Here is a 14,317-nt window from a genome sequence, read left to right as displayed (position 1 = left end):
CGCCGTGGCGTACCAGGCCCGCCCCGTGGTCGACGCCGGCAACCAGCTTGGCGAAGGCGTGCTGTGGTGTCCGCGTACGCAGTCGTTGTATTGGACCGACATCCAGTCCGCCACGTTGTGGCGCTACACACCGCGGGACGGTCGTACCCGGCAGTGGACGATGCCCGAGCGGCTGGCCTCCTTCGCGCTATGCGAAACTGATGGCTGGCTGCTGCTGGGGTTGGCCTCGCGACTGGCGTTCTTCCACCTGGACAGCGAGCGGCTTTTGCCGATTGCCGACGTGGAAGCCGATCTGCCGACGCGGCTCAACGACGGTGTCTGCGATCGGCAGGGGCGTTTCGTTTTCGGCACCTTGCATGAGCCGCCGACTGGCGAGGCGAAACACCGCATCGGCGGCTTCCATCGCCTGAATGCCGATCTCACGCTGGAACGCCTGCCGCTCGAACCGGTGGCGATCAGCAACAGCCTCGCCTTCAGTCCCGACGGACTGACCATGTATTACTGCGACTCGCCCACGCGGCGCATCCTCGCCCGCGACTATCACGTCGACGGCAGCGTGGGTGCCCCGCGCATCTTCGTCGACCTCGCGGGCATCGCCGGCGAGCCCGACGGCTCGACGGTGGATGCCGAAGGCGGTGTGTGGAATGCGCAATGGGGCATGTCGCGCGTGGTGCGTTATCGCGCCGACGGCAGCACGGACATCGTCGTGCAGGTGCCCGCGACGCAGCCGACACGACCAGCATTGGGCGGCGCGACACTCGAAACGCTGTACATCACCAGCGCCCGCGACGGCCTTTCCGCCGACGACGTGCGCGACGAACCACTCCATGGTGCCGTGTTCGCCGTCGACGTCGGCGTGCGCGGCATAACCGAAGCGCGCTTCGCCGGCGCACCAGAGGTATCTCCATCGTCGTAGGAGCCCGCTGGCGGGCGATGCGGTTGCCTTGAATTTTCCAAAGCAACCGCTTCGCTCGCCAGCGGGCTCTGCATTAGCCATCCATCACTGCACCGCTGACTGCACGCTCAAGTTCGGGGAGAACTCATGAACGCCATTGCCTCATCCACCGTTTTGCGGCCAAAGGCCACCGCCATCTTCACCTGCGTACTCGCGGCGCTGGGAGGCCTGATGTTCGGGCTGGACATCGGCGTGATCTCCGGTGCCACCGACTTCATCAAGGCGGATTTCGCCATCAGCGACCGCACCATCGAATGGATCGTCAGTTCCATGATGGGCGGCGCCGCCGCGGGCGCACTGGGCGCCGGCTGGCTGTCCTCGGCGCTGGGCCGCAAGCGCTCGCTGATCCTCGGTGCCGTCCTGTTCGTTATCGGCTCGGTATTGTGCGGTGTCGCCAGCAATCCCGAAACGCTGATCATTGCCCGCGTGATCCTGGGCCTGGCCATCGGCATCGCGTCGTTTACCGCACCGCTTTACCTGGCGGAAGTCGCACCCGAGCGCATCCGCGGCGCGATGATCTCGCTGTACCAATTGATGATCACCATCGGCATTTTGGTGGCCTTCCTTTCCGACCTCGCCTTCAGCTACAGCGGTAGCTGGCGCTGGATGCTCGGGATCATCGCCGTGCCGGGTGCGTTGTTTCTGCTTGGCGTGCTGTGGCTGCCGGACAGCCCGCGCTGGCTGATGATGAAGGGTCGCAAGCCGGAGGCAGAGAACGTCCTTCTGAAGCTCCGCGGTGACCACGGGATCGTCGAGCACGAGATCGCCGAGATCGCCGAATCGCTCAAGACCCCGCAGCTTGGCTGGCACCTGTTCAAGGAGAACGGCAACTTCCGCCGCTCGGTCGGCCTGGGCGTGCTGCTGCAGGTGATGCAGCAGCTGACCGGGATGAACGTGATGATGTATTACGCACCACGCATCTTCGGCACCCTGGGCTACGACCACGAGTCGCAGTTGTGGTTTACCGCCATCGTCGGCCTCACCAACGTGCTGGCCACCTTCATCGCCATCGGCCTGGTCGACAAGATCGGGCGCAAGCCGATCCTCTATATCGGCTTCGTGGTCATGACGGTATCCCTGGCGGTCGTCGGCACGATGATCCACATCGGCACCACCACCCGCGCCGAGCAGTACTTCACCGTCGGTACCTTGCTGGTCTTCATCATCGGCTTCGCGATGTCGGCCGGCCCGCTGATCTGGACACTGTGCTCCGAGGTCCAGCCGCTGAAGGGGCGCGACTTCGGCATCGGCTGCTCGACCTTCACCAACTGGGCGATGAACTGGGTCGTCGGCAACACCTTCCTGTCCCTGGTCAACGGCATCGGCCCGGGCCAAACGTTCTGGTTGTACGCGGGCTTCAATGCGGTGTTCATCCTGCTCACGTTCTGGCTGGTACCGGAAACCAAGGGTGTCACGCTGGAGCACATCGAACGCAACCTGATGGCCGGCAAGCCGCTGCGCGAGATCGGACAGTGAGGGTTGCGCGAACGTGCCTGTTGAGCGGCACGTTCGCGCTGCTCACGGCCATGGCGTGGATGCCTGCGCAGGCCCGGGATACCGCGCCGGAAACGTTCACCAACCCGTTGCTGCCGTCGGGCGCCGATCCCTGGGTGGCCCAGCGCGATGGCTACTATTACTACAGCAACACCCTGGGTAACCGCATCGCACTGCGGAAGACGCGTGACATGGCCAGGCTTTCGCAGGTGCCGCCCACGGTGGTGTGGCGGGCGCCGGCCAGCGGACCCCATTCGACGTCGGTGTGGGCGCCCGAACTTCATCATCTCGACGGCAAGTGGTACCTGTATTACAGCGCCGCGGACAAGCAACACGACGATGACGCGCATCGCCACGTCTTCGTGCTGGAGAACGCATCGGCTGACCCGACCCGCGGCCGCTGGGTCGACAAGGGTGCGCTGAACACCCAGCTCACCGGCATCGACGGCACCGTGTTCCGGTGGCGCGATCAGAACTATTTCGCGTACTCCGCCTATGTCGGCGATCACAGCGACCTGATCATCGCGCGCATGCTCAACCCCTGGACCCTGGCGCAGCAGCAGACCGACATCGCGCATCCCACGCACGACTGGGAAATGCTGGGTGGACGCAAAATCCTCGAAGGCCCCGAGTTTCTGCCTGGGCCCGGCGGCAAGGTCTTCCTGACCTATTCGGCAAGCGCCTGCTGGTCGGACAGTTATGCGCTGGGCATGCTGAGCGCACGCGCCGACGCCGATCTCACCGATCCGGCCGCCTGGAGCAAGTCAGCCGAACCCGTGTTCGCCGCATCATCGGGCCACGGTATTTATGCGCCGGGCCACAACGGCTTTTTCAAATCGCCCGACGGGACCGAGGACTGGATCATCTATCACGCCAACGGTGGGCCGGGCTGGAAATGCGACGCGCGACGCGCACCGCGGATGCAGCGCTTCCACTGGCGCGCAGATGGCACGCCGGATTTCGGTGTACCGGCTAAGGATGGCGTGCCGATGTCGGCACCGTCCGCATCGGTTGCCCGATGACGGCGGGCGCGAACGCGCTCAGGCGACTTCCGCAACCTCGCTTGCGTCCACGGTAGCGAGCATCTGCACGATCGACTTCGCCGCTTCGCGGCCATCGTGCACCGCACGAACGACCAGGTCGGCGCCACGCATGTTGTCGCCGCCAGCGAAGATCTTCGGGTGACCGCTCTGGAACGGCAGCCGCCCGCCGCCGCCCGCAAGGATGCGGCCGCTGGCGTCCAGCGCGATGCCATGGGCCGCGCACCATGAAGGGGGACTGGGGCGAAAGCCGAACGCCTGAATCGCCACGTCGGCGCGAAGCTCGGTCTCGCTACCTTCGATGTTGCGCGGGCGTAGCCGGCCGGCGCCATCGTCGACCAGCTCGGTGCTCACCACGCGCACGCCACACAGCTTTCCCGACTCGCCCACAAGTTCGAGCGGCTGGCGATGGAACAGGAACTCGACGCTTTCCTCGCGGCTGTAGCCGACCTCGCGGCGCGAGCCCGGCATGCTGGCTTCGTCGCGCCGGTACACGCAGGTGACCGAGGCGGCGCCAAGGCGGATCGCGGTGCGGTTGCAGTCCATGCCGGTATCGCCACCGCCGAGCACGACGACATGCTTGCCGTTGAGGTCGAGCGCGGGCGGCACTGGCTGGTCGTCGAGCAGGCGGTTCGCGTTGGCGATCAGGAATGGCAGCGCGTCGTGCACGCCGTCGAGTTCCCACCCCGGAAGGTTGCCATCGACGAAGGTGTACGCGCCGGTGCCTAGGAACACCGCGTCGTAGTCCGCGAGCAGTTGCTCGAACGCGAGGTCGCGGCCGACTTCCACGTCGAGGTGAAAACGCACACCCATGCCCTCGAGCACCGCGCGACGGGTGTGGATCACCGTCTTGTCCAGCTTGAACGGCGGGATGCCGAAGGTGAGCAGGCCACCGATCTCGCGCTGGCGATCGAACACGTCCACCGCGATGCCGGCGCGGCGCAATCGATCCGCGCACGACAACCCGGCCGGCCCGGCGCCGACAACCGCCACGCGGCGACCGGTTTCGATGACGCCGGACAGGTCCGGCCGCCAACCCTGGCGGAACGCCTCGTCGGTGATCGAACGCTCGATGCTGCCGATGGTGACCGAACCGAAGCCGCCCTGTTCCAGCGTGCAGGCACCTTCGCACAAGCGATCCTGCGGACACACGCGGCCGCAGATCTCCGGCAGCGGATTGGTTTCGTGCATCAGCGTGGCGGCTTCAAACAGACGTCCATCCTGCACCAGCTTCAGCCAGTCCGGGATGTAGTTGTGCACCGGGCAGGCGTGTTCGCAGTACGGATTTCCGCAGTCCAGGCAACGCTCGGCCTGACCGACGGAAGCGGCGGGCGCGAAGTCACCGCTGATCTCGCCATAGCCAAGCACGCGGATGGCCACGGGCACCGCCTTCGGTGGCTGTCGCGGCAGGTTGAGGAATTGGAAAAGTTTGTCACTCATGGACGGCTCCAAGGCGAGGCTTTTGCCCCCTCCCCTGCTGGCAGGGGAGGGTTGGGGTGGGGTCCGCTTTTGATCTTCCCGCCAGCGTGAGCAACCCCCTCCCAACCTCCCCCTGCACGCAGGGGGAGGAGCGAAAGCTGAGCAGCGAAGTTCATCATGCTGCCCTCCGCAATTCGTCGGCCAGCGCGGCGAGGCTCGCCGCTTTCGGCTTGACCAGCCAGAAGCGCTGCAGCAGGCCGCGGAAATCGCCTTGCAGCTGGCGTGCCCAGACGCTGCCGGTGAGTTCGGCGTGGCGCACGATCAACCCGCGCAGGTGCTGCATGTGGTGCTCCATCCCTTCGGGCGAGATGCGTACGATGTCGACCAGCTCGTGGTTGTAGCAATCGACGAAGTTGCGCTCCAGGTCGAGCACGTAGGCGAAGCCACCGGTCATGCCCGCGCCGAAGTTGAGTCCGCAAGCGCCGAGCACGGCGACCACGCCGCCGGTCATGTATTCGCAGCAATGGTCACCGGCCCCTTCGACCACCGCCAGTGCACCGGAGTTGCGCACGCCGAAACGCTCGCCGGCGCGTCCCGCGGCGAACAGTTCGCCGCCGGTGGCGCCATACAGGCAGGTGTTGCCGAGGATGGAAGCATCCTGGCTGGCGAACGGTGATTCCGCCGGCGGCCGCACGATGATGCGTCCACCGGTCATGCCCTTGCCGACGCCGTCGTTCGCCTCGCCGGTGAGTTCGATCTGCACGCCACCAGTGTTCCACGCGCCCAGGCTTTGCCCCGCGCTGCCTTCCAGCTGCAGCGTGATCGGTTCGGGCATGCCGTGGTCGCCCCAGCGCCTCGCCACGTCGCCAGACAGGCGCGCGCCGATCGCACGATCGGTGTTGGCGATCGCGTAGCGGAACGTGCCGCCCGCGCCCAGCTCGACCAAGGGCGCGGCATCGCGAGCGATACGCATGGCCAGCGCCGCATCGTCGCGCAACGGATTGCGTGCCAGTGTGCAGGCGCTGTCCACGTCGACGCCGAGACCATCCGCGGCAATCAGCCGCGAGAGGTCGAGCTGCTTCTGCACCGGCGTGCTGCCCTCGGCCTGGCTGAGCAGATCACTGCGACCGACCAGCTCGCCGAGGCTGCGCAGGCCGAGCCTTGCCAGATGTTCGCGTACGTCCTCGGCGACGAAGCGGAAGTAGTTCATCACCATCTCGGGCAAGCCGATGAAGTAGTCCTGGCGCAGTGTCTCGTTTTGCGTGGCGACGCCGGTGGCGCAGTTGTTGAGGTGGCAGATGCGCAGGTATTTGCAACCCAGCGCCACCATCGGGCCGGTGCCGAAGCCGAAGCTTTCCGCACCCAGCATCGCAGCCTTGATCACGTCCAGGCCGGTTTTCAACCCGCCATCGGTCTGCAGCCGCACACGCCCGCGCAGGCCGTTGCGGCGCAGCGTCTGCTGCGCCTCGGCCACGCCCAGTTCCCACGGCGTGCCGGCGTACTTGATCGAGGTGAGCGGGCTGGCGCCGGTGCCGCCGTCATGGCCGGAAATGGTGATGAGGTCTGCGCCGGCCTTGACCACGCCGGCGGCCACGGTGCCCACGCCGGCATGCGAAACCAGCTTCACCGAGATCAACGCGGTCGGGTTCACTTCCTTCAGGTCGTGGATCAGTTGGGCCAGATCCTCGATCGAGTAGATGTCGTGGTGCGGCGGCGGCGAGATCAGGCCAATGCCGGGTTTGGCGTAGCGCAGCCGCGCAATCATCTCGTTGACCTTGTGCCCAGGCAGCTGGCCGCCTTCGCCGGGCTTGGCGCCCTGCGCAATCTTGATTTGCAGCACCTCGGCGTTGATCAGGTACTCGGCGGTGACACCGAAGCGGCCGGAGGAAACCTGCTTGATCTTCGAACTCTTCTCGGTGCCGTAGCGCGCCGGGTCTTCGCCGCCCTCACCGGAATTGCTGCGCGCGCCAAGACGGTTCATCGCGATCGCCAGCGCTTCATGCGCTTCCGGCGACAACGCACCCAGCGACATGCCGGCGGAGTCGAAACGCTTCAGGATCGCCTCCACCGGCTCGACCTCGTCCAGTGGAATTTCGGCGCCAGCGGCATGCGGCAACAGCAGGTCGCGCAACGCCGATGGCGGACGCGCATCGACGTGTTGCGCGTAACGGCGGTAGTCGGACATCAGGCCGCTGCGCACGGCAGCCTGCAACGTGTCGACCACGTCCGGGTTGTACATGTGGTATTCGCCACCGTGGACGAACTTGTAGATGCCGCCGGCACGCAGTGGCTGCGCTTCGTTCCACGCCTCGGCGGCAAGCAGGCGGGCATCGTGTTCCAGATCGGCGAAACCGGCGCCGCCGATCCGCGACGGCGTGCCGCCGAAGCATAGTGCGACGACTTCCGGTGCCAGCCCCACGATCTCGAACAGCTGCGCGCCGCGGTAACCGGCGATGGTGGAGATGCCCATCTTCGACAGGATCTTCAACAGACCTTTGCGGACGCCGCGACGGTAACTGCGACCGATCTCGCGCTGGCTGCTGTCACCGCGTTTGATGTGGCCATCGCGACCCAGCTCGAACAGGCTTTGATAGGCCAGCCACGGATAGATCGCGGTGGCGCCGAAGCCGATCAGGCAGGCGAACTGGTGCGCATCGCGCGCGGTGGCGGTTTCCACCAGCAGGTTGCACTGGCAGCGCAGGCCGGTCTCGATCAGGTGCGCGTGGATCGCGCCCACCGCGAGCAGCGCATGCGCCGGCAAGGTGTCCTTGTTCGGATAGCGGTCGGTGATGAAGACCATGCCGGCGCCCTTGCGCACACCCTGCTCCGCCTCGCGACAGAATCGATGCAGCGCCGCTTCCAGCCCTTCCTCGGGCGGGTAGCACAGGTCGATCTGCACGGTGGCGTTGACGAACTGCGGCAAGGCCAGCAGCTGACGCAGCTTGCGCTGCGAGCAGATCGGCGAGTTCAGCAGGATCTGCTTTGCATTGTCGGCGGACAACTCGAACAGGTTGCCCTCGCGACCGAACTGCGTCACCAGCGACATCACCAGCCGCTCGCGCAACGGATCGATCGGCGGGTTGGTAACTTGGGCGAATGCCTCGCGGAAACGGTCGAACAGCGGGCGAACCTGGCGCGACAACGCCGCCATCGGAGTGTCGTCGCCCATCGCGCCGGTCGCTTCGGCCTCGGTCTCGGCGAGCACTTTCAGCACGCTCTCGCGCTCTTCGCGGCTCAGGCCGTACAGCTTCTGGTAACGGCGCAGCACCGACGCCGGCAGCGGCTCGGCGGCGAGGCTGGGGTCGATCAGATCCGACTCCAGATAACTGACGCCGGCACGCAGCCAGTCGCGGAATGGCGCGCGGCCACGGTTGATCGCGTCGATGTCGGCGTCGTGCAGCAGGCGCCCCTCGGTGAAATCCACCGCCAGCATCTGGCCCGGGCCGAGCCGTCCCTTCGCCACCACGCGCGACGCCGGCATGTCCCACAAGCCGGCTTCGGACGCCACGATCAGATGGTTGTCGTCGGATAGCGCCCAGCGCGCCGGACGCAGGCCGTTGCGGTCGAGTGTGCACGCGGCGTAGCGGCCGTCGCACATCACCAATCCGGCGGGGCCATCCCACGGCTCGCTGTGCAGCGCGTAGTACTCGTAGAAACCGGCGAGGTCCTCGTCCAGGTCCTCGCGTGCCGCGTAGGCCGGGGGCACCAGTACGCGCATCGCGGTGAGCATGTCGAGGCCGCCGGCCAGCAGCACTTCCAGTGCATTGTCCAGGCTCTCCGAATCCGAACCGTCCTGGCGTACCAGCGGACCGATGTCGGTGAGGTCCACCAGCGGCGAACGCAATACGGCCTCGCGCGCCTGCATCCAGCGACGGTTGCCGCGGATGGTGTTGATTTCACCGTTGTGTGCCAGCAGGCGAAATGGCTGGGCCAGCCGCCACTGCGGCGTGGTGTTGGTGGAGAAACGCTGATGGAACACCACCGCGTCGCTGCTGAGCGCCGGATGCATGAGATCGGCGAAAACCTCACGCAGTCGCCCCGGCGCCGCCATGGCCTTGTAGCCGATGACGTGGGCGGACAGGCTCACGACGTAAAAGTGCGGGTCATCCGCCAGCGCAGTCTCGGCGCGGCGGCGTGCGCGAAACAGTGCGCGCTCGAAGGCCTCGTCGTCCATGCCGGCCGCGGCGTCCACGAACACCTGGCGCACACGCGGACAGGTGGCGCTGGCGAGTGGTCCGCAGGCATCCTGGTTGATTGTTACATCGCGCCAGCCGGACAACGGCAACCCAGCCTCGGCCAGATGGCGCTCGAACTCGATCGCCGCCGCTTCGCTGCCATTCGGGTCGAGGAACACCAGCCCGGCGGCGAAGCGCTCGCCCGGCATGATGCCGTCCGCCGCCGCCAGCACGCGCAGCCAATCCGCCGGCCGATGGATCAGCACGCCGCAACCGTCGCCGCTGATGCCGTCGGCATTCACGCCGCCACGATGGGAAAGTTTTGCCAGCGCGGCGAAGGCAGTGTCGACCAGCGTGGTGCTGGCACGCCCATCGATCTGGGCAACCAGGCCGAAGCCGCAGCTGTCGTGTTCGAAAGCCGGGTCGTATAACGTCGCCGTGCCGCTTGCCGCCATCTCACCCCTCCGGGCTGCGCAGGTCGCCGCGATGCCGGAGGCACCAATCGTTTGCGCAGGAGCGGCTCTGACTAAAACACAATTGCTGCGTCGCGTCAAAGATGACGTATGGACGTCTAGACTGCTTAATGCGCGATCCGACCGGCGGACCGCGCCACGCCGCCGTTATACGAGGCATGCGCGCCGGTCGCCCGGCGCGCATGCCTCCCGGGTTACATCTTGTACTTCACGCCCAGCGTGTAGAACCGGCCGACCATGCCGGCCTGTGCCCAGGTCGGGTTGTAATTGTTGCCGGCGTAATTGCTCGGATCGAACGGTGCCTCGCGATTGAAGGCATTCAGGATCGAGGCGGTCAACGCGAAGTGGTCGTTGAAGTCATAGCTGCCGGTCAGGTCGAATGACGTGAACGAAGCCATCCGGCAGCTCGGCGGGAACGGGTCGCCATTGTCATCCACCGAAATGCAGCCCTCGCCATTGTCCGGCGCGCTCATCGAAATGCTGCTGGTGTAGTAGAGCGTGCCGGTGACGGTGGCGCGACCAAAGCTCAAGCTGTTCGACCAGGACGCCCGATCGCGCGGCGTACCCGCGCCCGACGACAGCGCATACGGCCCATGCGTACCGACGAAGCGCTGCACGGTGCCATCCTGCAGGGTCAGGTTCCACTCGAAGATGCGCGTGGCGTTGAACTCGCTGCGCAGTTTCGCGCTTTCGCCCAGATCGAAGTTGCCGATCAGATCGAAGTCGATGCCCTTGGTCTGCAACGAATTCTGATTGACGTAAGGCGCCACCACCACGACCGGTTTCGGCAACAGCGTCGGGTTCGCCGGATCGGGCACATCGGCGATCACCCCCGAATTCGGCGGCAGCGGCTGGCCGGCGAAATAGGCGTCGAGGATCGCCTGCGTGTCCTGCTGGCCGATCACGCCGGTCTTCTTGATGTCGTAGTAATCCAGTGAGGCGCTCAGCTGGGGAATGGGCTGGTAGATCAGGCCGAAAGTCCAGCTCTTCGAGCGTTCCGGTTTGATGTTGGGATTGCCGATGGTGTCGTAGGCAAGGCCGTAAGGACGCACATAGGCGTTGTTGCCATGCGCTGCGGCATACGCGTCCGGCACGGTGTAAGTGGCGAAACCTTCCGATTCGCTGGAGCCGTTCTCGGCGAAGCTCGGCGCGCGGAAACCCTTGGACCAGGTGCCGCGAACCGCCAGCGACTCGATCGGTTTCCACTTGAAGCCGACCTTCGGCGAGAAGTTGTTGCCGAAGTCGGAGTAGTGGTCGAAGCGGCCGGAGGCATCGACCTCCAGCGACTCCAGGAATGGCGCGTCCAGCTCGACGAAGGCGCCGGACACCGTGCGCTTGCCGAAGGTATGCGCCACGCCGAGACCCTGCGCCTGCAGGCCGGGGTTCAGATCCGGATCGTTCTGTTCCTCGTGGCGCACATCAACGCCGGTGGCAAGGCCGAGCGACCCTCCGGGCAGATCCACCAGGGCGCGCGAAAGGTGGAAATCGAGCGACTGCAGGTCGGTGGTCGATTTCTTGTGCAGCACCGGCGCCAGTGCCGCCAGCATCGACGGCGAGTTCTTCGATGGATCGATGAAGTTGTAGCTGCCGTCGTTGACGACCTTGATCAGCTCGTTGTAGTTGAGGAAACCGTAATTGTCGACGGTGAGCGCGTTGTGGTTGAACACCAGTGCACTGTCGTAGTTCCACTCGCCCATGGTGCCGTGGATGCCGCCGACCAGGCGCATGTTGTCGTTGTTCTGCTTCGCGCCGCCGTTGATGCCGCCGAACGCATAGGTAATCAGCGCCGGCTGGTCGTAGGGATTGTTCGGGTTGTGCAAACCATTCGGCAGGACCGCTGGCAGCACGATCGAACGCGTATTGACCGGCGTGCCGGCGCGGATCTGCGGCGGACCGCCGGCGACCTCGGTCTTGTTGCTGTACACGCTGGCGCCGAGGTAGGCCTCGCTGGCATCGCCGACCTTGATGGTCAAACGGCCGTACACGCCGAGGCGCTTCTGTTCCGGCTGCAGGTCGGTGTACTGGCTGGTGAAGTTCTGCTCGCAGCCACTGCCGGAGCTATTGGTGACCGGTGTCGCCGCCGGCCCGCAAGGCCGCAACGGCTGCCACAACGATCCGGGGACCGCGGTGCCGGTCAGCATGCCGCCCGGGCCATTCGGACCGAGCTCGGCCGGCTGGACCATGCCGTAGATCGACCCGTTGTTGAAACCGGGCTGGCCATTGGTGGCATCGCTGCCGCCGATCCGGCTGAGGTCGGTGGAGTTGTATGGATAGCCACGGTCGCGCGCCCAGATGCGGTCGTCCTTCTGTGCCTCGATGCTGCCATAGGCGTTCCAGCCGTCCTTCGCCAGGTCGCCGCCACCGAAAATCAACGTGGCGCGGCGCGTGGTACCGCCGCCCTTCTGCGAGGTGCCGATATCGGCCGTGGCCTGCAACCCCTTGTAGTCGTGCTTGAGGATGATGTTGACGACGCCGGCGATCGCGTCGGCGCCGTAGAGCGAGGAGGCACCGTCCTTCAGCACGTCGATCCGCTCGATCGCGTTCACCGGGATCGTATTGAGGTCGACAAAGGTGCGCTGGCCGTCATCGGCCAGCGGGTAACTGGCCGAGCGGCGGCCGTCGATCAGCACCAGGGTGGAATTGACCGTCAGGCCGCGCAGTGCCACACCGGCGGAACCGGCGGCAAAGCCGGCCGTGAAGGCCGTGGGGATCGAACCGCTGTTGTCGGCGGAGATCGCACGTATCACATCGTTGACGGTTTTCAGGCCGCTGCGATCGATCTGCGCCGCCGTGATCACGGTGACCGGCGAGGGCGTCTCCAGGTCGACGCGCGGCAACGCCGAGCCGGTGACGGTAATGGACTGCAATTGCTGGGCTTGCTTCTGTTCGGGAGCCTGCTGGTCAGGCGTTGGTTGATTGGCGGCCTGCTGGCCGTTGGCATCGGAGGCGGGAGGCGGCGTGGTTTGCGCGACGGCTGCGACAACGGGTGTCAGCAGCAAACCAGCCAGCGCCAAAGCGAGCTTGTTCGGCTTCATCGACATATCCTCATTGTGGGTGCAACGCGCTCGATGAACCGATAAAGCGGCAACAAACAACATCGGGCCAGCGAACGAGGGAGTTGCGCGTCGAGTCTTTCACCTTTTCACGCACGTGGCAAAGTGCCTCATCCAGAATAAAGTGATATTCATCACGTCTCGATGGACGTGGCACGCTAAATGCTTATTCCGCACAGGAAATTCCGGCAGGAATAAATAAACGCATCAACCCTTGAATAGACGTCCATACGTCCATTCACCACCTCGTCGACGGACGGCAACCAGCGCTTGTCAAACGCGGTCGACAGACCCGTTACGCCTGCCCCAAAGTGGGCGATGGACGTCTCATCCAGGACGTTCGCATGCCCCGACCGCCCACTCGGCACCATCTCGCGCCGGCCGGGTGGCTAGGGGATAATCGGCGGCATGCCCAAATCCTCCCGTCTCGCCGCCTTCCCTGTCCGCTGCCTGATCGCCGCCGCCCTTCTAGGATGGCTGGCCATTACGCCATTGCAGGCACGCCAGGACGGCAAGAGCCGTACCGAGCAGACCGAGGCAAAACAGAAGCTGGCCGACCTGCGCAGCAAGATGGAGGCACTGGCGAAACAGCAGGCCGATACCGCTACACGCCGCGACAGCGTCAATGCAGAGCTGGCCAAACAGGCCAACGCCCTGGCCAGCGCGGCGCGGGCCATGCGCCAGACCGACGCCGAATTGTCGGCCAAGCAGCAGCAACTGGATCAGCTGCAGCAGCAACGTGCCACCCTGAAACAGGCACTGGACGGCCAACGTGCCGCCATCGCCGACCTGCTGCGGGCCACCTACGCGCTCGGTCACGGTTCCGACCTGCGCCTGTTACTGGGGGATGAGGACGTAGGGCGCATCGCGCGCGCCCTGGTCTACTCGAAATATTTCCAGCAAGACCGCGTCCAGCGCGTGCAAACGCTGATGGCGGATCTGGCGAAGCTGCAGGAACTGGAAAGCGCGATCACCACCGAGCAACAGGCATTGCAGGCCACCCGCACGCAGCGCGCCGCACAGGCCAAGACCCTGACCCAGCAGCGCGCTGCCCAGCAGAAGCTGGCAGCCGTGACCGACGCGCAATACAAGGACCAGGCCCAACGCCTGGCCGCCATGAAACAGAACGCGCAATCGCTGAACAACCTGCTCGCCAAACTGCAGAAGGCCATCGATGACGCCGCGCGCGAAGCAGCGGCCCGTGAGGCCGCGGCGCGCGCGGCAGCCGCAAGGAAGCACCCGGGTCACAAGCCGCCCCCGCCGATCGACGTCGGTAGCGCCAGCGCGAACATCCGCGGCAATCTGCCATGGCCGGCCAGCGGTGTGGTCAACAGCTACGGCAGCGGCGTGCTGATCAAGGCCAGCGGTGGCAGCGAGATCCATGCGGTGGCGCGCGGACGGGTGATCTACGCCGGCTTCCTGCGCGGTTACGGCATGCTGCTGATCGTCAACCACGGCAATGGCTGGATGAGCATGTACGGCAATAACGAGACCCTGCTGCACGGCGTCGGCGATCAGGTCGAGGCCGGCCAGGCGATCGGTACCGCCAGCGCGCCCACCGGCATCAATACCGGCGTGTATTTCGAATTGCGCAAGGGCGGCCAGCCGGTCGATCCACGCAGCTGGCTCAGCCAGCGCCGTTGACGCAGTCGCCACGGCACCGCAGGCTAGATGTACGCCTTCGATGAATTACACCGCAATTCCGTTG

7 protein-coding genes are annotated in these 14,317 nt (G+C 65.6%); 4 read left to right on the top strand and 3 right to left on the bottom strand.

Translation table 11 applies throughout. The features are described from left to right. The first annotated feature begins 4 nt into the window (after positions 1–4). The 3 genes from ACPPVV_RS02275 (at position 5) to ACPPVV_RS02265 (ending at position 3,471) form a co-directional block, all read left to right on the top strand. Positions 5–916 (top strand): SMP-30/gluconolactonase/LRE family protein, encoded by a 912-nt coding sequence (locus ACPPVV_RS02275; protein WP_426701864.1) that lies wholly within the window; start codon positions 5–7, stop codon positions 914–916. Between the two features lie 126 nt (positions 917–1,042). Further along, positions 1,043–2,431, top strand: a complete 1,389-nt coding sequence (locus ACPPVV_RS02270; protein WP_426701863.1) for a sugar porter family MFS transporter — start codon at positions 1,043–1,045, stop codon at positions 2,429–2,431. A 20-nt stretch (positions 2,432–2,451) separates the two neighbouring features. Continuing rightward, on the top strand, positions 2,452–3,471 hold the full coding sequence (locus ACPPVV_RS02265; RefSeq protein ID WP_426701862.1) for a glycoside hydrolase family 43 protein: 1,020 nt from the start codon (positions 2,452–2,454) through the stop codon (positions 3,469–3,471). 18 nt (positions 3,472–3,489) lie between these two features. Here the strand turns inward: ACPPVV_RS02265 and ACPPVV_RS02260 are convergent, their stop codons facing one another. From ACPPVV_RS02260 to ACPPVV_RS02250, 3 genes are all read right to left on the bottom strand, one after another. Next, entirely contained in the window at positions 3,490–4,929 is a 1,440-nt protein-coding gene (locus ACPPVV_RS02260; protein WP_426701861.1) for an FAD-dependent oxidoreductase, read from the bottom strand. 154 nt (positions 4,930–5,083) lie between these two features. Further along, on the bottom strand, positions 5,084–9,538 hold the full coding sequence (gltB, locus tag ACPPVV_RS02255) for a glutamate synthase large subunit (RefSeq protein ID WP_426701860.1): 4,455 nt from the start codon (positions 9,536–9,538) through the stop codon (positions 5,084–5,086). A gap of 212 nt (positions 9,539–9,750) precedes the next feature. Continuing rightward, positions 9,751–12,591 carry a TonB-dependent receptor plug domain-containing protein gene (locus ACPPVV_RS02250; RefSeq protein ID WP_426701859.1) on the bottom strand — a complete coding sequence of 947 codons (2,841 nt, stop codon included), beginning with the start codon at positions 12,589–12,591 and terminating at the stop codon, positions 9,751–9,753. 426 nt (positions 12,592–13,017) lie between these two features. Between ACPPVV_RS02250 and ACPPVV_RS02245 the strand changes: the two genes are divergently transcribed. Next, positions 13,018–14,253 carry a murein hydrolase activator EnvC family protein gene (locus ACPPVV_RS02245; protein ID WP_426701858.1) on the top strand — a complete coding sequence of 412 codons (1,236 nt, stop codon included), beginning with the start codon at positions 13,018–13,020 and terminating at the stop codon, positions 14,251–14,253. The last annotated feature ends 64 nt before the right edge of the window (positions 14,254–14,317 follow it).

The sequence above is a fragment of the Rhodanobacter sp. Col0626 genome, from assembly GCF_049994385.1.
GTDB lineage: Bacteria > Pseudomonadota > Gammaproteobacteria > Xanthomonadales > Rhodanobacteraceae > Rhodanobacter.
Note: the sequence above shows the minus strand (reverse complement) of the source record. Positions and strands in the feature narration are given on the sequence as shown.